The 21540-nt window shown below is 50.8% G+C and carries 19 protein-coding genes; 7 read left to right on the top strand and 12 right to left on the bottom strand.

Annotated elements, in window-relative coordinates; translation table 11 throughout:
- Positions 1-45 precede the first annotated feature (45 nt).
- The 3 genes from AC2UZI_RS04040 to pyk are packed head-to-tail and all read left to right on the top strand — an operon-like array spanning position 46 to position 3190.
- The gene (locus AC2UZI_RS04040) at positions 46-1308 is read left to right on the top strand and encodes a glycerate kinase type-2 family protein (protein ID WP_486942536.1); all 1263 of its coding nucleotides are present in this window, start codon (positions 46-48) and stop codon (positions 1306-1308) included.
- A gap of 40 nt (positions 1309-1348) precedes the next feature.
- The gene (locus tag AC2UZI_RS04035) at positions 1349-1759 is read left to right on the top strand and encodes a GlcG/HbpS family heme-binding protein (RefSeq protein ID WP_486942535.1); all 411 of its coding nucleotides are present in this window, start codon (positions 1349-1351) and stop codon (positions 1757-1759) included.
- A 12-nt stretch (positions 1760-1771) separates the two neighbouring features.
- Positions 1772-3190, top strand: coding sequence for a pyruvate kinase (gene pyk / locus AC2UZI_RS04030; protein ID WP_486942534.1), 1419 nt, complete (start codon positions 1772-1774; stop codon positions 3188-3190).
- Positions 3191-3673: 483 nt separating this feature from the next.
- Here pyk and coq7 read toward each other — a convergent pair whose 3' ends face one another.
- From coq7 to AC2UZI_RS04000, 6 genes are all read right to left on the bottom strand, one after another.
- Positions 3674-4360 carry a 2-polyprenyl-3-methyl-6-methoxy-1,4-benzoquinone monooxygenase gene (coq7, locus tag AC2UZI_RS04025; RefSeq protein WP_486943709.1) on the bottom strand — a complete coding sequence of 229 codons (687 nt, stop codon included), beginning with the start codon at positions 4358-4360 and terminating at the stop codon, positions 3674-3676.
- Positions 4361-4420: 60 nt separating this feature from the next.
- The gene (locus AC2UZI_RS04020) at positions 4421-5041 is read right to left on the bottom strand and encodes a hypothetical protein (protein ID WP_486942533.1); all 621 of its coding nucleotides are present in this window, start codon (positions 5039-5041) and stop codon (positions 4421-4423) included.
- A gap of 97 nt (positions 5042-5138) precedes the next feature.
- Positions 5139-5762 carry an SCO family protein gene (locus tag AC2UZI_RS04015; RefSeq protein WP_486942532.1) on the bottom strand — a complete coding sequence of 208 codons (624 nt, stop codon included), beginning with the start codon at positions 5760-5762 and terminating at the stop codon, positions 5139-5141.
- Positions 5763-5772: 10 nt separating this feature from the next.
- Positions 5773-6357, bottom strand: coding sequence for a c-type cytochrome (locus tag AC2UZI_RS04010; protein ID WP_486942531.1), 585 nt, complete (start codon positions 6355-6357; stop codon positions 5773-5775).
- A gap of 51 nt (positions 6358-6408) precedes the next feature.
- Positions 6409-7005 carry a cbb3-type cytochrome c oxidase subunit II gene (locus tag AC2UZI_RS04005; RefSeq protein ID WP_486942530.1) on the bottom strand — a complete coding sequence of 199 codons (597 nt, stop codon included), beginning with the start codon at positions 7003-7005 and terminating at the stop codon, positions 6409-6411.
- A 2-nt stretch (positions 7006-7007) separates the two neighbouring features.
- Positions 7008-8669 carry a cbb3-type cytochrome c oxidase subunit I gene (locus tag AC2UZI_RS04000; RefSeq protein ID WP_486942529.1) on the bottom strand — a complete coding sequence of 554 codons (1662 nt, stop codon included), beginning with the start codon at positions 8667-8669 and terminating at the stop codon, positions 7008-7010.
- A 359-nt stretch (positions 8670-9028) separates the two neighbouring features.
- Here AC2UZI_RS04000 and AC2UZI_RS03995 point away from each other — a divergent pair, with 359 nt between their 5' ends.
- Genes AC2UZI_RS03995 through AC2UZI_RS03980 form a run of 4 tightly spaced genes read left to right on the top strand, consistent with a single transcriptional unit; the run spans position 9029 to position 11490 of the window.
- Positions 9029-9451 (top strand): OsmC family protein, encoded by a 423-nt coding sequence (locus AC2UZI_RS03995; RefSeq protein WP_486942528.1) that lies wholly within the window; start codon positions 9029-9031, stop codon positions 9449-9451.
- Between the two features lie 26 nt (positions 9452-9477).
- A complete protein-coding gene (locus AC2UZI_RS03990; RefSeq protein ID WP_486942527.1) occupies positions 9478-10275 on the top strand; it encodes a thymidylate synthase in 798 nt (265 codons plus the stop codon).
- Positions 10272-10790, top strand: coding sequence for a dihydrofolate reductase (locus tag AC2UZI_RS03985; protein WP_486942526.1), 519 nt, complete (start codon positions 10272-10274; stop codon positions 10788-10790). Before AC2UZI_RS03990 ends, AC2UZI_RS03985 begins: the two co-directional genes overlap by 4 nt.
- A 40-nt stretch (positions 10791-10830) precedes the next feature.
- Entirely contained in the window at positions 10831-11490 is a 660-nt protein-coding gene (locus AC2UZI_RS03980; RefSeq protein WP_486942525.1) for a GntR family transcriptional regulator, read from the top strand.
- Between the two features lie 124 nt (positions 11491-11614).
- Here the strand turns inward: AC2UZI_RS03980 and gcvH are convergent, their stop codons facing one another.
- The 6 genes from gcvH to AC2UZI_RS03950 all read right to left on the bottom strand — a co-directional run bounded on the left by gcvH (position 11615) and on the right by AC2UZI_RS03950 (position 21516).
- Entirely contained in the window at positions 11615-11995 is a 381-nt protein-coding gene (gene gcvH / locus AC2UZI_RS03975; RefSeq protein WP_486942524.1) for a glycine cleavage system protein GcvH, read from the bottom strand.
- A 72-nt stretch (positions 11996-12067) separates the two neighbouring features.
- Positions 12068-13294, bottom strand: a complete 1227-nt coding sequence (locus AC2UZI_RS03970) for a BaiN/RdsA family NAD(P)/FAD-dependent oxidoreductase (protein ID WP_486942523.1) — start codon at positions 13292-13294, stop codon at positions 12068-12070.
- A complete protein-coding gene (locus AC2UZI_RS03965) occupies positions 13294-15552 on the bottom strand; it encodes an Orn/Lys/Arg family decarboxylase (protein ID WP_486942522.1) in 2259 nt (752 codons plus the stop codon). Before AC2UZI_RS03965 ends, AC2UZI_RS03970 begins: the two co-directional genes overlap by 1 nt.
- 10 nt (positions 15553-15562) lie before the next feature.
- Positions 15563-16126: a dCTP deaminase gene (gene dcd / locus AC2UZI_RS03960; RefSeq protein WP_486942521.1), complete on the bottom strand. Its 564-nt coding sequence runs from the start codon at positions 16124-16126 to the stop codon at positions 15563-15565.
- Between the two features lie 84 nt (positions 16127-16210).
- The gene (locus AC2UZI_RS03955) at positions 16211-19750 is read right to left on the bottom strand and encodes a translocation/assembly module TamB domain-containing protein (protein ID WP_486942520.1); all 3540 of its coding nucleotides are present in this window, start codon (positions 19748-19750) and stop codon (positions 16211-16213) included.
- On the bottom strand, positions 19747-21516 hold the full coding sequence (locus tag AC2UZI_RS03950; RefSeq protein WP_486942519.1) for an autotransporter assembly complex protein TamA: 1770 nt from the start codon (positions 21514-21516) through the stop codon (positions 19747-19749). The genes AC2UZI_RS03955 and AC2UZI_RS03950 overlap by 4 nt, the downstream gene beginning before the upstream one ends.
- Positions 21517-21540 lie beyond the last annotated feature (24 nt).

Genomic DNA, 21540 nt, shown 5'->3' with positions numbered 1-21540 from the left:
AAGTTTTAACCCTAAGCATTAGTCGACCGTAAAGGAGCCTGTTAGATGGATATCGCACCACGTGAATTACTCGAGAACATGTTCAAGGCAGCAATTCAAGCCGCACAACCTGAATCTTGTATTCCCCCATTCCTTCCTGAAAAACCCAAAGGACGAACAATCGTTATCGGCGCAGGAAAGGCTTCTGCTGAAATGGCCAGAGTGCTTGAAGCAAATTGGGATGGCCCCCTTGAGGGCACTATCGTCACGCGATACGGGCATGCCGTACCTTGCAAGCAAATAAAAATTCTTGAGGCCGCTCACCCTGTACCCGATGAAGCAGGCCTTCAAGGATCCAAAGAGTTACTTAACACCGTTGCCAACTTAACAGCCGATGACTTAGTCATTTGCTTGATTTCAGGCGGCGGTTCATCGCTACTTCCCCTACCCGGTGAAGGCGTGACGCTCGAAGACAAACAAAATATCAGTCGCGCCTTATTAAAATCCGGTGCAAACATCAACGAAATGAACTGCGTACGCAGGCACTTGTCCGCCATCAAAGGCGGCCGATTAGCAGCGGCTTGCTATCCAGCAAAGGTCGTGAATCTGCTCATTTCAGATGTTCCCGGCGATAACCCAATGGATATCGCCTCAGGGCCAACCGCGGGCGACCCAACTTCTTGCGCGGATGCCCTCGACATTATCCGACGCTACAGTATTGATATCCCTGCGGGAGTACGAGAACTGCTTGAATCAGGAAACGGTGAAACCATCAAGCCTGACGACAAGCGCCTCGCTAATGTCAGCACTCATTTAATTGCCACGCCGCAATTAGCCTTACTCGCCGCCGCCGAGGTGGCAAAAAAAGCGGGCGTGAACCCTGTCTTGCTGGGCGACAGCATCGAAGGCGAATCCAAAGACGTCGCGAAAGTCATGGCGGGCATCGCGCTCAGTGTTCGCGCACACGGCCAGCCCGTAGAAGCGCCCTGCGTCTTGCTTTCAGGTGGTGAAACCACCGTAACCATCCGAGGGGATGGGCGTGGTGGCAGAAACGTAGAGTTCCTATTGTCCGTTGCAGTATCACTCAATGGTGCCGATAATGTGTACGGCATAGCAGGTGATACCGATGGCGTAGATGGTCAGGAAGAAATTGCTGGCGCCATCTGCACCCCCGACACCATTCGTCGCGCCTGGGAAAAGAAAATACACCCACGCGATAGCTTGGATAACAACGACGGACATAGCTTCTTCGAGGCATTAGGTGACTCTGTAATGACAGGGCCCACCTTAACGAACGTCAATGATTTCCGAGCCATTTTAATTCTCTAGCTACCGCTATCTAGCTACTAAAAATGCACAAGGAACACTCATGAACACAATCAAACAACTCACGCTAGCGGATGTAAAACGCATTGCCAATGCAGCAGAAGCCGAAGCGCTGAAGAACAACTGGGCAGTGTCTATCGCTATTAGTGATGCTGGTGGCCACCTTCTATGGCTACAGCGTTTAGATGGCGCTCCAACAATGAGCGCCATGGTTGCCCCCGACAAAGCACGTACCAGTGCGTTAAGTGGCAAACCAAGCAAAGTATTTGAAGATATGGTGAATAACGGTCGCACCGCAGGGCTGGCTATGCCGATTTCCACGCTCGAAGGCGGCGAACCTATTCTCATAGACGGCGTCGTTATTGGCGCAGTAGGTGTTTCAGGTGTTAAGGCACCTGAAGATGCTCAAATTGCTCAAGCTGGCATTAAGGCTTTGCTTGAGACGGAAGACTAACAAAGGATAAACATGAGACGACAGCGACGTGCCCGCATTTTGGCTACACTAGGGCCCACCAGCTCTACCCCCGAGCGCATCCGTGAACTTTTCGAAGCCGGAGCCGATGTGTTCCGTCTTAACTTCAGCCATGGCACACAGGCTGATCATGCCGAGCGTTTAAAAACGATTCGTGCACTGGAAAAAGAAAGCGGACGAAGCATTGGGGTGTTAATGGATCTACAAGGTCCTAAGCTGCGAGTAGGCCAAATTGAAGGCGGTAAAGTTCAACTTGAGGTCGGACAGCCATTCCGTCTTGATCTGGACGCTGCCATGGGTAACAACCAGCGCGTTAACCTTCCTCACCCAGAAATTTTTGCTGCCCTTGAAGTCGGCACCGACCTGCTATTAGACGACGGTAAACTACGTTTGCGCGTTGATAGCTTTGGGGCTGATCATGCCGAAACCACCGTAATCGTGGGTGGGCCGCTTTCTGATCGTAAGGGCGTTAACGTGCCGGGAGTCGTACTGCCGATCTCACCTTTGACCCCTAAAGACCTAGACGACTTAAAGTTTGGTCTTTCACTGGGCGTAGACTGGGTGGCGCTGTCATTCGTACAGCGCCCTTCAGACATTGTCGAGGCTCGCGAGCTTATCGGGAACAAAGCCTGGATTATGGCCAAACTCGAAAAGCCATCTGCCATGGAACACCTAGACGAAATCGTCAGACTCTGTGATGGCGTAATGGTCGCTCGTGGTGATCTGGGTGTCGAGGTACCCCCTCAATCGGTTCCAGTGCTGCAACGTAAAATCATCACATCGGCACGTACCTATGGTCGTCCGGTAGTGGTCGCGACGCAGATGCTTGAATCCATGATCACCTCGCCTGTGCCTACACGCGCAGAAGCTTCTGACGTGGCGACTGCCATCTACTCGGGCGCTGATGCCGTGATGCTTTCGGCAGAATCCGCTTCTGGACAATTCCCGCTCGAAGCCGTCGGCATCATGGATAGTATTATTCGTGAAATCGAAGCTGACCCAGAATGGGCCAAAGGCTTACTACAAAGCCATATCCCTTCGGAAGCCAATACACCTGATGCCATTTGCTGCGCCTTACGCCGCGTTACTGACATCTTAGAGCCTGCCACGACCATTGCCTACACGACGAGTGGCTTTAGCGCTTTACGAGCCAGCCGTGAGCGTCCAGCGGCGCCTATTATGGCTCTTACCCCCAGCTTAGATACGGCGCGGCGCCTAACGCTTGCTTGGGGTGTACACGCTGTACCTTTCGAGCACGTCTCTGACGTATCAGAAATGGTATTGCACGCTACAAATATTGCTGAGCGCCATCAATTTGCCAAGAAAGGCGACACCGTTGTGATTATCGCGGGTCTACCTTTTGGGCACAGTGGTAGCACTAACCTACTGCATGTGGCCACGATCCCAGCCTAAGTTAAAGCTACGATAAAAAGCTGAGAACACCTTATGCCAAGCCGTTAACAAACGGTTTGGCTTTTTTTTGTACATTTTTCGTGATGAAAAGATGGCGTGATGCTTTTAGAAGTTTCGCTTTCTACAAGGCAAAAAAAACCCGAGATCATAAGATCTCGGGTAAATCCACCAAAGGAGGAGGGTGGAGGAGACAACCGGGGCATGTCGGGCTGCTAAGGGTTTTCCTGAGCCTTGAAGCGTTAGGGTTATTACTCTTGCTTCTTTTCAACATCCAATAACTAAAGTGTATACCGTAATTTTGTGCAATGCAAGACTACAATGTAAGAAAACGAAAAATGTAGCCTATAAACAGCATCTTACTCAAACTACGGCCTAAATCTGTCATCCACAACGTGGTCAGATTCAAACATTAGTTTCAATATACCCTATTCAGAAGATTGCTGCCATACCAGCAAAATAAATGCGTTATAGCGTGGACACTTTTTAAAGTCGGTAGGCGGTGGTGGTCATTACCTTAGACATGAGACGCATCGCTAACTTCACCGGCATAGGCAGCGAACTGGCCCCATGATCTTCGGCTGTCGTGCGATGCGCAATCTCATCTTCGCGCATTTGAGAGATGATTTTTCGTGAACGTAAGTCTTGCTGAGGAAGCACTTTTAAATGCTCGTCAAGATGCTGCTCGACTTGCCGTTCGGTTTCAGCCATAAAACCTAAGTTGTATGGCGTACTTACTCGGCTGGCAACCACGCCTAGGCCGAAAGACGCCGCGTACCAAAATGGATTAAAAATACTAGGGCGACTACCCAACTCTTTCAACCGGTCATCGCACCACACCAAATGATCAACCTCTTCTGTGGCGGCGTCGTAAAAAACGTTTCTAACTTGCTCATCTTTGCAAAGCATAGCTTGACCACGATAAAGAGCTTGCGCGCACACTTCGCCCACGTGATTCACACGCATCAAACCGCTAATATGTCGCATTTCCTCTGTGGATAAGGTTTCCGCAGCCTCTGTGGTATTTCGTCCTGCAGGATTTGGCCGCGTAGCTAACGCCGAACGGCTAAGCACATGCATTGCTCGCCCTAATTCTGTCACCATATTGTCCATCAGACTTGCTCGTCGCTCAAAAACAGGGTGTGAAATAGCTTGGGGTTTTTCCTGCGACATCGCAGCTGTACGAGATGATTCAGACATACAAATCCTTAAACAAACGTGAACATGCCCATATTATTGTTTTAAATAATGTAATACTGCTCTGATCTCGGACAATAACCAAAGCAATGGCAAGGTTATCGCCATAACAACCAGCCCAATACCCGCAATTTCTTGATCGCTTTGCAAATAGAAGTTGCAGAGCCTGACGGGTTCTTCTTGATACATTACGCCAACAATAGCGGCCATCCAACAAAAATTGCCTAAGAAGAACAACTTAAGCACAAGATGAGCCCGCTGCCATGATTCTACCAACACCATGCCAGCAATGAATAACACGACGAACTTGAGTAGCTGCATGGGATGTGAGACCAACACATCATCTAATGCCTTAGGCACCATCCAATACCCTGCAGCCAGTGAAGCAAACAAAAGCCCTGGAATGCCGTATTTATTCAAATAACGATAAAGGCGGTATATAACCTGAATGACACCGCGCCGTGTGGCACGGGCAGCGGACAACGATAGGGCTGCAAAAGCCCCGGCGACCATAATTAAGGGGATGTGCACTAGCATGTGCACAGACATATATTGGGTTAGGTATGCATTGCCCCAGGCGGCAACAAAAAACAGCAATGCTGAAAGCAAACCATAAAGAGTGGCTCGCCAAGGATGAAGGTCTGATAAGCGCAACATCGTTAAACCTCGTAAGACGATAGAACAGTACTTAATGGTGTTGAACGCCCTATCGTTTGTGTGCTGTCGTTCTTAGTCGCTAGGTAAAACGCAAGACTTAGAACGCACGCTTTTGTGCTAGTTGCAACGCATACGCCAAGGCATATTCTGCCTCACCATAATCAACGATACGTGATAATAGGGCATCTGAAGACACCACGTGGTAGGCCGCGTTATGCTCGTATTCGCCGTAAGGGGCAGGAATCACCACGATCCCAAAGGCGTCCAGCAGGGCATCACGCTGTGCCGTATTTTGCAGCGTGTAGAAATCCCACACACCCGACTGGGCGCGCATAAGGTGGCTATAGCGCTGAAGCCGGTCCGCCGTATCGCTGGGATCAAAGCTAATACTGACAATACGCACCTGCTCTGTCAGGCCACGCTCTATCATGCTGGCTTGCAACTGCTGTAACTCTGTTCCCATGGCCAGACAAAGCGTGACGCAACGCGTATAAATAAAATTGACGATGAGCATACGCCCATCGTCACGAAATAACGCATTTAAATCTTGTACGCTAGCATCACGCGTTAACACCTGCGTTTCTGGCAAGGCACGAGGCGAACTCGCAATGCTATTGCGTCTGGCCGTTTCTGCTGTCAATGCTGTAAAACCTTCGGTTAGCTGATGTAGGGCAGCATAGGCCGTAACACACACCAACAAAACCGAAAGCAGCAAACGCATGACGTATACCTTACTTGAGCGCCTCTAAGTCAGCATCACCGTTCCAGGGTGTAGTGCGGTCAGCCGTTTCAGCACGCTGCGCTTGAACGAAAGCAGCATCCACGGTATCAGCACTGTTCTCAAAGTTTGTACGCAAGTGATTCATTAACCCAGCCAGCTCGGCGTCGTTTAACTTGTCATGAAAATGGGGCATAGCGCCATTGTAGGTATTACCCATCACGGTTAACTCACCGGTAATCCCATGCAGCAAAATTTGCGCCAGCACCTCTGGCTTACCTACCACCCACTCTGACCCAGCGATGGGCGGGAACACTCCCGGCACCCCTGCCCCCGTCGCTTGGTGACAGGCCACACAGTGCGCCGTATAGAGTTGGGCTCCGTCTACTTCTCCACTTTCATCAATACGAAAATCAGCAGCAATACGGTTATCGCCAACAGCGGCCGGATTACGTAAGTCAGCCGAGAATATGTAATACATGCCCCACATAAACAACGCACCGATCACTAGCAACACTACCATCGGAACCGGCATCCCCTGCTCTTGGGGATCACTTTTTTCGCGCAACTGCGGTTGAATATCGTTTTTATCTGTCATTCGTCATCTCCGGTGGCCCTGACAACAGGGTGCCACGTAGGCATCCTGTAATTAATCACGTACCACGCCGTACGAGGGGGTAATAGGATAAGTGCGGTCAAGGGCGAGCAAGTAAGCCACAAGATCTAGGGCTTCAGGCTTTGCCACCACAACCTTGCCTTCAGGCGCAAACCCTGGAGGCAAGTTAACCACTTTATCCCCCTCTTCCGCCTCGTCTTTTACGTCGAACAAATACGGATAAGAAGGCATATTACTGCCCGGTGTATAAGCACGAGGCTGATACAAGTGCCCCAACTGCCAATCTACGCTAGGCTGACGAGCGCCGATATTGAGCAAGTCAGGCCCCGTACGCATTGTGCCTAACAAATGGGGCTTGTCGTAATAATAATCACCTGCCACCGACGCTCTACCCCAGCCCCGCTGGAAATCAGGAGCTTGAGCCTGACTGCGCGGCTGCTGCGAGTGACAGTACACACAGCCTTGAGAAATATACTCTTGACGCCCTCTAAGCTCTGCTGACGAGTAAGGCTCTAACCCTTCTGGCGGCTCTACCTTAGATATTTGTAAGTGCGGCACCACTACCAGCGCTGACGTCGCCAAGGCCAAGGTCACCATGGCCCCAATAAGTAACTTATATTCGCTATGCATCTTTACTGTGCTCCTGCTACGTGGCCGCTAACTTTATCTTGATGGAACAACGCAGGACCCACACGGCGACGACCGTAACGTAATGCCATCGCTACAAAGTGAAAAGCGAAAACCAAATGCCCTATAGTCATCAACCCACCACCCACGGTTCTAGACTGTAAGTAGGGAATTGTGACATTGACTGAATCCATAAACGGACGAGCGGCATCCAACATGTACAAGCCTTGCAACCAACCCCCGATACTTAAACCAATGGCATACACAGCGAAGCCGAGCAGCACCAGCCAGAAGTGCCACGAGATCAGTTTGGGGTAAGGCCACTCCCATGCCAACACACGTGGCATCACGTAATAAATCGCGCCAAACATCACCAGAGTAAAGAAACCATACAAGCCAATGTGAGCGTGCGCGACGGTGAAGTGTGTAAAGTGAGCAACCGTATTAATGCTGCGAAGCGCTTGGAAGGACCCCTGCACAGAGCTCACGGTGTACATCATGCCACCCAGCACAATGAAACGTAGCGTCGGTGAATGCAACAACGTACGGAAATGGCCTGACAAGGTTAAATGTTGGTTAATCGAGAACGCTAACACCGGAATAATCATCATCATGCTTTGCACGATAGAAAGCGTGACCATCCAACCAGGTACCGGCCCCCCAATTAAGTGGTGTCCGCCGACTTGGCCATAGAAAAACGCCAAACCCCAAAAACCGAGTAACGACAGGTTGTAGGAAACGATGGGTTTACCAATAATTTTAGGCAGAAAATAGTAAACCGCAGCCAGCGCCATCGGCGTGTAAAACAAACCCAGCACGTTATGACCAAACCACCAGTTCATCGTGGCTTGCTCTACCCCGATATGAATGGCTGGCATATTGCCCACCAAGAACAAGACTGGGAACCAAAACAGGGCCGCACCCATATACCAAATCGAGACATACAAATGCTCGACACGACGGTTTTGCAGCGTGAACACTAAGGGCAAAGCAGCCAATGCACCACCGATGACAAGTAAGATATCCACTTGCCATGGCATCTCTAGCCATTCCATTCCATCATTAATACCGACGGCAATTGACCCTAGCCCTGCAATAAGGCCAGCATTCCAAAGCATGCCCCCTAGCAAGGCAAACCGAGCACCGATGAGGCGGGTTTTTAGCAAGCGAGGCAACATCCAGACGGCCACGCCAAAGGCCGCCATCGGCGCCCATCCATAGGCAATGATATTCAGATGCAGCGTACGCATACGACCAAAGGTGGTCCATGCCTCACTGACCAAGAAGTCGGGCGAATGCAGCTTAATCGAACTAATTAAGCCCGCGACCGAGCCCACGACTAGCCACACCACCGCACAGGCAATAAACAAAAACGCCACCAACGCTGAAGAGCGGTCGGCGTCAATGCGTTCGGCTAATTCTTGACTTAGGGTGTTTTGGGCCTGCGGCTCAAGAGGAGGTTTCTGCCCCATCTCATCTTGCAACGCTTGACGCTGCTCGGGGGTGGCGGATGGCTCATCTACTTGGCCAATCTCACCTTCGGAGAAAATTTCCTTGGCGGCATGTGGATTGGGGTCAAACAGTCTCCAGCGCAACGACCAAATAAAAACGAAGAGCCCAGTAACGGACAAAATAAATGCTAAAAGCAATACGGATACGGTATTCACAATGGTCCAGATCGGGTGAATGTGAAACAAATAACACGACAAAGCCTTATTAAGCACAAACTACGGGTGGCGAAGTCGCAAGAAAAAGCACTACAAATAGGCCACGGTCAAATCACCGACGGCATCGAAATGTTAGAACATTTAAACAACAAGCCCCACGATGACCCTTTCAGAAATAAGGATTTATTGATGAATAACAATACTAATATGTCAATAATCTGATAATGCCTATCACCCAAGAAGAACGATGGCAAAGGCCCTATGCCCCCGTCTCTGCCCCTCAACTCTTGAGAAAAACTGGCTACAATAAGCCATTGGAATAACCTATTCCACGCTCCAACTCAGCAGGAGGCTGTCAAATGGAATGCACGATAAATTGGGGCGGCCCGGAAGGGATGCTCTTTGTAGCCACTACAGGCAGTGGCCATGTCACCGCCATGGATGGCGCGCCTGAAGGTGGTGGCAACAACCTAGCCCCCCGCCCCATGGAAATGATGTTAGTTGGCGCTGGTGGCTGCGCGGCTTATGATGTGGTGTTAATCTTGAAACGTGGCCGTCATGCCATTGAGGGCTGTCAAGTGAAGGTGGCTGGCGAACGAGCAACGACGGACCCCAAAGTATTTGAAAAGCTACACTTCACGTTCATTGTGTCAGGCAAAGATTTACCCGAAAAAGCCGTAGAGCGTGCGGTTGCTCTGTCACACGAAAAGTATTGCTCAGCCACCGCCATGCTCGGTAAAACGGCTGAAATTAGCAAATCCATTGAAATTCGCGAAACCTAAAAGCGTCTCGCCCACGCCCTATTCTTATGTACAACGAATACGAAAAACTGATGCGCCTTGTGTACGAGCACGGTGTAAGCAAAACTGACCGCACCGGTACAGGCACTCGATCACTCTTTGGTCATCAGATGCGCTTTGATCTCAGCCAAGGCTTTCCAATGATCACCACAAAAAAATTGCATACTCGTAGTATCTTCATCGAGTTACTGTGGTTTTTACGGGGAGACTCCAACATTCGCTGGCTGAAAGAGCACAACGTAAGTATTTGGGACGAATGGGCTGACGCCAATGGCGACTTAGGGCCCGTGTATGGTGTGCAATGGCGCTCGTGGCCAACCCCCTCAGGCGAACATATTGATCAAATTTCTCAAGTGATTGATCAAATCAAGCGCAATCCAGACTCACGGCGACTGCTGGTCTCAGCCTGGAACGTGGCAGAGGTCAATAATATGGCACTACCGCCGTGCCACGCCCTATTTCAATTCTATGTGGCCGAAGGCAAACTGTCTTGTCAGCTTTATCAGCGTAGCGCTGATATCTTTTTAGGCGTGCCTTTTAATATTGCCAGCTACGCCTTATTAACCCATATGGTGGCACAGCAGTGCGAACTCGAGGTCGGTGACTTTATCTGGACCGGTGGTGACTGCCACCTCTACAGCAACCACTTCGAACAAGTCGAGCTGCAACTGGCGCGTACTCCTCGTCCATACCCTACGCTTACCATTAAGCGTAAGCCTGACTCGTTATTCGATTATCAATACGAGGATTTCGAAATCACCGATTACGATCCACACCCCCATATTAAAGCGCCTGTTGCCGTATGAAGACCAAGAAACCCATTATTCGCATGGTAGTGGCTTATGCCTCGAATCGTTGTATTGGTAAAGATAACGACATGCCCTGGCGTCTGCCTTCCGACTTAGCCCATTTCAAAAGGGTTACCCTAGGGCACCCTATTATTATGGGCCGTAAAACGTGGGAGTCATTGGGTAGACCTTTACCGAGTCGAGCCAACATCGTGGTAAGCCGCGATGACAGCTATCAAGCTGATGGCGCTACCGTATACGGCTCATTCGGCGCCGCCTTGCAGGCAGGAACCAGCAACAACACCGACGTTTGCTGCATTATTGGTGGCCAGCAGATTTTCACCTTGGGTTTAACGATTGCTGACGAAATTTATGCCACTGAGATTCAGTCCGTCATTGAGGGCGACACTTTTTTCCCCGCGCTACCCACAGATCAATGGGTAGAGACAGATCGTCAACCGCAGCCAGAAGAAAATGGCCTACGTTACGACTTCGTTATTTATCAGCGCAAAAAATCAGCCGTTCCTAGTTAACAACCCATCAGGCTTCACAAGCGTCATTCACTCTATTTCTATGGAAGAAAAAACCTCTCGTGCCGAACTCGCCTATGCCAAAATTTTAGAAGGCATACGTGATGGCTCACTCAAACCAGGTAACCGAATTACTGAAGCTGAAATTGCTACCTGGTTAGGCATGAGCCGCACGCCGGTGCGCGAAGCCCTTAGGCGTTTAGAGACGGCAGGTCTATTGACCACCGCGCCGTACAGCGGAATGCGTATCGCCCGCCTTGATTATCAAGAAATCATGGAGCTTTACGACATGCGGGCTGTTTTAGAACGAACCGCAGCGGGCTTAGCGGCAAAGCACGCAAGTGAGGCCGAGATTTACTCGTTAAACGAGATCATGAAACGCTATGAGGCCGCCAGTTCAGCGCCTGAATACGCTAAACATAACCGCTTATTTCATAGCGCCCTGTACTATGCGGCCCATAATCGTTATTTATTGAAATCGCTGAACTCCATTCGCGATTCTATGATTTTATTGGGCAAAACCACCTTTGAACTGCCGGGTCGAGCGGAACAAGTGCGCCGTGAGCACCGCAAGATTCTTGATGCGATCATCGCCAGAGACGCTCTTGCCGCGGGCAATGCCGCCGACGAACATATACGCGAAGCCCAAAAAGCCAGAATTATACTGTTTGGCCAAGAAAGCGATCTTAACAATAACGATTAAATCACTCCAAGCAGGGTGCTAACCGCTATCCACCAAATAAAAAGCGATGGCATCCGTGTCATCGCTTTTTTCGCTTCACCCTAACACCGCGGCTACCACTAACAGGTAATCAAACCGCGGGGTGCTAGTTATCTTCTTTTTGCTCGTCGTATTGCTCTGCATTCAGCATACTATCCACATCGCTGATTGCCGTAGGACGTAATTTAAAAATCCACGCGTCGTAGGGCTCAGTATTTAACAGCTCGGGCTGCTCTGCCAGGGCCTCATTAAAAGCGACGATCTCACCCGCAATAGGCGCATAAATATCTGATGCGGCTTTTACCGACTCGACCACGCCAGCGGTTTCACCCGACGCGAGATGTTGTCCTACCGTAAAATCACCCACATAAACCAAATCACCCAGTTGCTCTTGAGCGTATTCGGTAATACCCACCAACAAAACATCGCCCTCAATTAACACCCACTCATGGGTTTTAGCGTAGCTACGATCGTTAGGAAGACTCATCCCCACCTCTACTTAAAATAGGTCAAACAACAACGACAAACAACATAAACAGGCGAGGCCGTGACAAGCAAGCTATTGTGCACCCACTGCCCTTCCACACGCCACCCCCGACGCCCATGCCCACTGAAAATTATAACCACCTAACCAGCCCGTTACATCCACCGCTTCACCAATGAAATACAAACCCTTTACATGTTGAGCTTGCATCGTTTTTTGGTTCAGCATTTTTGTATCCACACCGCCCCGCATCACCTCAGCCTTTTTGTATCCCGCCGTGCCCACAGGAAAAAGCTCCCAATGATGAATTTGCTCGCCCAGTTGCTTTAAGGTTTTATCGGGTACATCGGCAAGACGTTGCTGGGCCAGCCCTTGTGGTACATGCGGGTTAGCGTCTAACCATTGTTCAACCAGGCGTTTAGGCCAAAAAGCAGTTAATACCGTTCCCACCTGCTGTCGGCTACCCTGCTTTGCATTCACTAAGGCATCGGCAATATTAAGCTCGGGGGCCAAGTCAATGGTGATGCTTTCACCAGGCTGCCAATAGCTGGAAATTTGTAGAATACCCGGCCCAGATAATCCCCTGTGCGTAAACAGTAAATCTTCACTGAAGCGAATGCGTTTTTTCGGAGCATCTTGATTGGATAATAAGACCTCGGTGGCCACCCCGCTTAACACAGAAAACGAACGCCACAACTGACTGTCGAAAGTCAATGGAACCAGCGCCGGGCGCGGCTCTATAATCTTCAAACCGAACTGGCGCGCCAGCTGCAACGAGAAGTCAGTAGCACCGACTTGCGGCAGGGCCATTCCACCTGTTGCGATGACCACCTCAGTGGCCCGCAGGAGGCCTTGATTGGTTTGTAACTCAAACCCTTGTTCGTAAGCGGATACCGACTCTACGCTGCAAGGCATGCGCCACGACACGCCCCCTTTGGCACACTCATTGCGTAATAATTCGATAATAGACTCGGACGAATCATCACAAAACAACTGACCTTTATGCTTTTCATGCCAAGGAATACGATGGGCATTGACCAGCTGTAGAAAATCATTAGGCCGATAGGCAGATAAAGCAGAACGACAGAAATTAGGGTTCTGCGATACAAAATTAGCAGGCGTTGTCCCCACGTTAGTGAAGTTACAACGCCCACCGCCTGAGATCCGTATTTTTTCGGCAAGCTTGGTTGCATGGTCAATGAGCACAACACGTAGACCGCGCTGCCCTGCAACACTTGCCGCCATCATCCCAGCCGCACCGGCCCCAATGACGGCGACATCAAACTGACGACTTGCCTTCATTATTCGCGAATACAGTCTACGTAGTAGCGAATGTGACCGGTTTCATCAATGTCTTGCGCCAAGCCGTGCACATAGGTTTCAAAACCTGGGAACTGTGCATTGAATTCGCGGGCAAACTGTAAATAATCAACGATCATGGAATTGAAGCGCTCGCCTGGAATCAGCAGTGGGATGCCAGGAGGGTACGGCGTCAACAGCACACCGGTTACGCGACCTTCTAAATCGTCAATATTGACCCGCTCGATCTCGCGATGCGCCATCTTCGCGTATGCATCCGACGGCTTCATGGCTGGCACCATATCACTTAGATAGACTTCGGTCGTCAGACGCGCTAAGTCGTACTTACGATAGACCTCGTGAATACGCTGACAAAGGTCGGCTAACCCTAAATGCTCGTACCCCGGTTGGCTTTTGCAGAAATCAGGAAGAATGCGCCATAGTGGTTGGTTACGGTCGTAGTCATCTTTAAATTGCTGCAAGGCCGTCAACAAGGTGTTCCAGCGACCTTTAGTGATGCCGATGGTGAACAAGATAAAGAAGGAATACAAACCGGTTTTTTCAACCACCACACCGTGTTCAGCCAAATATTTCGACACGAGGGCGGCGGGTATGCCGGTATCCGCAAAGGTGCCAGAAATATCCAACCCTGGCGTGACCACCGTGGCTTTGACCGGATCAAGCATGTTGAAGCCATCTGCTAGCTCACCAAAACCATGCCACTCATCGCCGGACTCGAGCAGCCAATCTTCGCGGTGACCTATGCCGTCGGAGACCAAGTCATCGGGGCCCCATACTTTGAACCACCAATCGTCGTCACCGAACTCGGAGTCGACCTTACGCATCGCGCGTCGGAAATTCAGGGCTTCTTTAATGCTTTCTTCGACCAAAGCGGTGCCACCGGGTGGCTCCATCATGGCTGCAGCAACATCGCATGACGCAATAATGGCGTACTGGGGCGAGGTTGAAGTGTGCATCAAGTAGGCTTCATTAAACACGTTGCGATCAAGCTGACGTTCTTCAGCATCTTGAACCGTAATTTGAGACGCTTGAGACAAACCCGCCAACATCTTATGCGTTGAGTGGGTCGCGTACACCATGGTGTTTTTGCTACGCGGACGGCCGGGCCCAATCGAGTGCATGTCTTTGTAAAAACTATGGAATGCCGCATGAGGCAACCAGGCTTCGTCAAAGTGCAAGGTTTCTAAGGTGTCGTCTAAGGTCTCTTTAATTTGTTCGACGTTATAGATCACCCCGTCGTAAGTACTTTGAGTCAGAGTAAGGATGCGTGGTTTTTTATTCGGTACCAAACTAGCAAACGGATTGGCCTCGATTTTTTTCTTGATATTTTCAGGCGAAAACTCTTCGCGCGGGATCGGTCCAATAATACCTAAGTGATTACGTGTAGGACGCAAGAACACAGGGATTGCACCTGTCATGGTGATGGCATGCAGAATGGACTTATGGCAATTGCGATCAACCACCACAATATCGTTATTCGCCACATTGGCATGCCAAACAATCTTGTTGGACGTCGAGGTGCCGTTGGTGACGAAGAAACAATGATCTGCATGGAAAATGCGCGCCGCATTGCGTTCGGCCTCGGCCACTGGTCCGGTGTGGTCGAGCAACTGCCCGAGTTCATCGACTGCGTTACAAACGTCGGCGCGCAACATGTTCTCACCAAAGAACTGGTGAAACATCTGGCCTACAGGGCTCTTTAAAAAGGCAACGCCCCCCGAATGACCGGGACAATGCCAGGAGTAAGAACCGTCTGAAGCATAATCGACCAATTCGCGAAAGAAGGGAGGCGCCAAGCCTTCTAAATACGACCTTGCCTCGCGAATAATATGGCGTGCAACGAACTCTGGCGTATCTTCGAACATGTGGATAAACCCATGAAGTTCACGCAAGATATCGTTAGGAATATGCTGAGACGTACGCGTTTCACCATACAAATAAATGGGAATGTCTTCGTTACGAAAACGTAATTCGCCAATAAAGTCACGCAAGCTTTTAATAATAGCCGCTACGTCTTCCGGAGAGTCCACGTGGAACTCTTCATCGTCGATTGACAATATAAATGCACTGGCTCGACTTTGCTGCTGTGCAAACGAGCTAAGGTCACCGTAACTGGTGACCCCTAAAACCTCGACGCCCTCGGCTTCTATGGCATCAGCTAAGGCTCTGATGCCAAACCCAGAGGCGTTTTCAGAACGGTAATCTTCATCAATGATGACAATCGGAAAACGAAATTTCATGCCGCGACTCCTAAGTGCGAGGCAGGGTTACACCACGCTGACCTTGGTACTTACCACCACGATCGCGATACGAGACTTCACAGACCTCGTCACCCCCAATAAACAGCATCTGTGCACACCCTTCTCCTGCATAAATTTTTGCAGGTAACGGCGTGGTATTAGAAAACTCGAGGGTGACGTGCCCTTCCCACTCGGGCTCTAGCGGCGTTACGTTTACGATAATGCCGCAACGAGCGTAGGTGCTTTTACCCAAACAAATGGTTAACACATCACGGGGAATACGGAAGTACTCTACCGTGCGCGCCAAAGCGAAAGAATTAGGCGGAATGATACACACATCGCCTACAAAATCGACAAACGACCCCTCATCAAAGTTTTTAGGGTCCACGATTGTCGAATTAATGTTAGTAAAAATTTTAAATTCGTTAGCGCAGCGCACATCGTAGCCATAACTACTGGTGCCATAGCTAACAATTTTACGACCGTCAACGGAGCGGACTTGACCTGGCTCGTAGGGCTCGATCATCCCTTGCTCGGAATGCTGGCGTATCCAGCGATCACTTTTAATACTCATGAATACCTCTTACGCATAAGGCGCTATTTTATTCACTTAATCTCGGGTTGGGACGATACCATGCAAATAAGGGCCATCGGTGTATTAATCGCGCGAAAACCAACGATAAATTAAGGCGATACCACTTACCGTGCCAGCACTAATTTCGGCTGTTAGACCTCGTGCTAAGCGATAACTGGCTCTACCCACGGTGCCCGTATCCGATAGCGCCTGCTGAGCGCTAAGCGTGATGTCAGAACTAATCTGCTTCGTAATTTGCAAAAACTGACGCTCGACATCGCTGGTGCCACCATCTAAGCCACTGACGCTGCTTTCTACCGGCAAGATACTTCCTGCACTACCCAGCTCGCCCGATCGCATAGCAACTTCGTCGATTCCAAATTTACGGTAAAACGGCTCATCGCCACCCAAGAAAGACGTGCCAACCGAAAATAGTAACGCGATATCACCTGACGAGTCATCCGAAGCATGACCAAAAAGCAGCCACGAGAGTTTTTCTACGTGATCCACATCGGGGTAGGAAACCAAATCAATTTTCGGCTTACGCGCCGTGCCCACCACTTTAACACCCGCTTGCACAGCTAAACCGGTTCGTAAGGCCTCGATATCAAGAATAGGATTCGCAATGTCACCCTGAAAGGTGATGGTGCCCCGACGTAATTGCAGCCGTTGCCCATATTGCTCGATCGCGCCACCCCGTGTACGCAGAGCACCAATACCCGTTAGCGAGCCGTCGATCATCGAGATACGCAACTGGCCCACCAAGCCCGAGTTCACGCCATAGCCCGTCAAATAAAAGCGAGGCCCTAGGTCAATGTCCAGATCCATACTGATATCAGTGGGCGGGTCGATCTCGTCGTCATTAATGGTTTCACCTGCGCGAAGCACAACAATGTCACCATCAATCGTGGGGATTCCCCCTAGCATATCCAAATTGAACCAGCCTGCATCCGCAACGATCTTTCCAGTCAGTGTGACCTGAGGCAACGCGATACTTGCGTTGAGCTGGCCGGTTACCATGGCATAGCGGTCGGCGCGTTGAAGAATGGGGTAGCGGTGTAGATCAGCAACAAACTGGCCCGTGGAATCGTTCAATCGCCACTCGCCACTTAAATTTAGACTGCCACCCTGCGCGTCAGGGTCTTCACTCACCCAGGTTGCCGTACGCCACTCTTTGGGCTCGACGCGCAGCACTGCAGGAAAGTGCAATCGCTCAAGCACAAAAACGTCATCATCAATGCGGGCTTCTAAGGTGCCATCTAAAAGACGTACGCCATCATCAAGTCGGGTGACACGCAAGTTTTCCCCGCGTATGTAGCCTTGGCTTGTGAACTCGCCAGTTGTGTGAATTTCGGCGTTAAGCTCAGCATCCAGCGAGCCCCCTAATTCCATGGCATCACCCAGAATCAAGCTCGTCCAACCCAAATCATCGATGTCCGCATTTAATGTGGCCTGTATGGGATCCGTGTCGAGCACATGGAAGCCTTGCTCTGCGTTATAGCGCAAAATACTTTCGACCTCGCCCTGAATGGCCCCCATCTGTTCGGTGGAAACGAGTAAGTCTGCCTGTATGCGACTATTGGCACCGCGACTGGGCGTGATGTTCACAATTAGCGATAAGTCTTCAAGACCCAACGGAAACGACGGTTCCATGGGAACTAGAACGTCTCCTGACAACCGCTGTAAAGCAACGCGGCCCGCTAAGGCGCCATCAAAAGACACATCCCACTCTGCGCCCACTACTAAATCCGCTAATGGGGCGACTCGTGCCGTACGAACCTTAACCCCACCTTTTTGCTCTTGATTATCCGCCAGACCAAGCTTCTGGCGAAGTAACACAATACGCTGTGGCTCAAGTGCAATCGGGTCAATGTTGCCTTTAGTTTCCCAGCGACTTCCCTGAACACGAGATCCATCATGATTCAATACAAACCAGTTTTTTCCATCAAGAACCGTCTGCAAACTGAAGGCCCCTAAGCGTAATGCCAAGGGCTGATCATCAGTCGCTAAGGTAAGGTCCAACGGAAAGGACGATAAGCTTTGTATGGCAACACCGGCATGGTCAACCGCTACATTAGCGATATTTCCTTGCCAACGCGCCAGCTCGGTCGCTGAGGCATCGGTTAACTTACCGCTTAAGGCCAGTTTGGCTTCCAGCGGCCCGTGAGCAAACTGATCAGAGGCATCATCCGCACTGAGTGCATACTTCACTTGCAAATCAGCCGTGTGCGCCAGCACAGACCCACCGACGGTACCCTCAGCGCTTAGGGCTCCTATGTTTGATAGTGCTTCGCTAATTTGGCCTAGCTCGGGCGCATTCACACTTAACTTAAGCTGATCGCTCTCTAAGCCCAGCTTTCCTACTAGCGAGATATGATTGCTGCCAAGCCGCAAATCCACATCGCTGTCGTTAATCACGTAACCATGCCAAAACGGCACATCCGCATCCAGCTCACGCACGTCTACATCCACGTTGACATGACCGGCTAGGTTCTGAGCGTTCCAAGACGTAGGCTCTGCGACATGTAGATCAACGGTTAAGCGACGCGGCTGAAAACCCGTTGCTAACAAGGCGTCGTATGTTCCATCAACACTAATCACAGCAGGCAAGTTGGTGTCGCCAAGTAACGCGCCAACATCAATATTTCGACTGTGTACAGCGCCTTGAAGGCGATCAAAAGGAGCGTTATCGATCGTCTCTTGCGACCACGCCAAATCCGCCTTCAAGACCGCGTCGTTGGCGAGGCGAAGATCGATTTGTGTATCGCGCAATGGGAAAGAAGCGGTGGGCGCCGCATTCACCACAGCATGGGCAGCCAAGCCTTGCCCTTCACCAGCCAGCACAAGCTGAAGCTGGTCTAACGAACCTTCTACAGTGGTTTGCAACTGAAGGGCACAAAACTGCCCGTCTTGCTCGTCACCTTGCATGCCCGGCAAATAACGATCGGCACACAGCATCGAGTCAGCGTTATCCGCATACGCATTCACATTAAGCTCTGCAGACAGCGGCCATGGGGCCTGTAAGTCATCGAGCACGACCGTCGCGTTGGCTTGCGCAACCACCTCTTGATAACCCACTTCGATGTGATGGACTCGTGCTAAGCCACGTCCATCAGCCACACGAAAGTCAGCCACCAAATCCGACACCGATACGGGTAACGGCTCGCCTTGCTGAACAACCTTAAGCTCGCCTAAAGCAAGCCGATCCACGTAAATATCAACGGGGAGCTCAGGCATCTCAAAAGCCTGACTGTCATCGTCTGGTGTTGGCTCGCCCTCTAGGCGAAGCGACAAGTGATCGAGAGAAAGCTCATGTACATGCAGTTGTCGTTTCCACAAGGCAGACCAGTCAACCTGTAAGCTTAAGCCGCTTAAAGCAACTTGCGTATCGGGCAGATTGGCCTCGAAGCTGTCGACTTGTAGCCCACTCCAGATGTCTCCGCGCACGCCTCGGCTCTCGCCATCTAACTGATGCGCCGCAGTACGTATTAACCATTGCGCCCCCGCCTGAGTTGCTAATAACCAATACGTAAATGCGCTGAGCGTTAACACGAATAGCACCAGCAATGGCCCGAGCCATAACAATAAACGTCGACGCAAACTTTTTTTGGGGGTTCGACTCAAAACGCGATTCCTAAGGAAAAGTGTAATCGAATTCGCTTCTCTCTTTGTCCGTGCGCCACACTAACAAAAAAAGGTCCGGCGGGTGTCCGAACGGCGGCACCCACACCGTATCCGAAATGCGGCTTCCAGTCGCCGAATGAAGCCGCCGCATCACCCACGTCAATAAAACCGGTGATGCCATACATACTGGTAATGTAATGCGTGTATTCAATACTGGCCACAGCCAACGCAGGGGCACCAATCACAGCGCGACCACGATGAACACCAATGCTTTGATAACCGTAGCCTCGAATGGTGCGCGCGCCACCCGTTCGGTACCCAAAATCAGGTGGAACACGGTCGGTATTCGTCCAGACCTTACCCACTTCACCGCGGATAGTCAGTACATCATCGCCGTTCACGGTCCACCATTGTTGTGCCCTTAAGCCAGCTCGATAAAAAGGCTCTTGCTTATCAAGCGTTAGACCAGCGCCCAAACCCAAGTCGATAAGGTTACCTTCTCGTGGGTCATACACACTATTTACGTCGCGCCTTAGCCACTGCCACGTCGCAATAAAAGAGGGAACTTCGTAGCGGGGGCCACCTTCAATTCTGGTCTCATCCCACGCCGTTATAAAATTCCACTGGGTTTGATAATCAACACCGTCACGGTTTTGTCGCTCTTGACGAATCTTCCAGCCCAGCGCAGCGCGGGTCGTATCAAGACCTTGTATGTCTTCATGTTGATACAGTACACCGAGGCTGCTTTGATACCCCTTGATGGAAGGAGGCAAGTACACATCCGAGAAGAACCGCTGCCGATTTTTATCCAGCCCTATCCCCGTCTCTGTCCACACAGGCTGACCCAGAACGATATTTTGACGATAAAGCCCTTCAACGCGCACACCGTGATCGCTGTCTACCCCAAGAGAGCTGGTAAAACGTCGAGCCGGCGCTTCAGTGACTCGTACACTGACGGGAATTTCGACCTCGCCGTCCGAGCGCACTTGTTGATCTGCCGACTCGGTATCCAGCGTTACAAAAGCCCCTCTGAAAAAATTTGTGCTTTGCAGCGCTTGCTGCCATTCATCCAATTTTTCTTGATCGTAAGGATCACCCGGCGAGTACCGTACATAGCGATCGATCAATGATGAGGGCACTCGTTTTAAGCCGGTCGTATAAAGCTTGCCCATACGCACACGTGGACCGCTACGTACATCCAGCTGCAGATCGGCTTTGGCCTCGTCGGCATGAACGACGGCTCGGGTGCGTTCGTACCGAGCGAAGTAAAAATCTTTACTTTTGACGTTATTAATGAGGTCTTGCTTCGCATTACCCCAATCGTCGTTCAAGAAAATATCACCCTGTTCTAAGGGCCAATCAGCACGTAGCCCCTCAAGTCGCGTTTGGAATTCAGGATTCGTGATTTGCCCGCTAAAGTTCAGACTTACCTCATTCACCACGGTACGTTCACCTGGCTCGATGATAATGTCCCAACTTTCTTGTTCGCCGATTTGCCCCACCTCAAGCGTCACCACAGCATCGTAATAGCCTTGCGTCTGCAAAGCCGACACCGTGGCGTCGTGAGCGCGCCTACGCAGCCGGGAGACCTCGCCGAGATCTTGGTCCTCGGCGAGGCGCGTAATCGCGTCAACAGCTCTATAAATGGACTGCAGAGATTGAGGCCCTACTCCGCCCGGGTCAATAATAACCTCAGGAACTGTGGCCGCGGTCACAGCGTGACCGGCCAAAAGGCTAAAAACAAGCCAAGCTCTGCGGGCAAACATAGTGAGTAGGTGCCTAAGATATCT

It is taken from the genome of Paenalcaligenes sp. DL 463 (assembly GCF_057475185.1).
The sequence above is the reverse complement of the archived record's forward strand: the minus strand, read 5'-3'. Positions and strand labels throughout refer to the sequence as shown.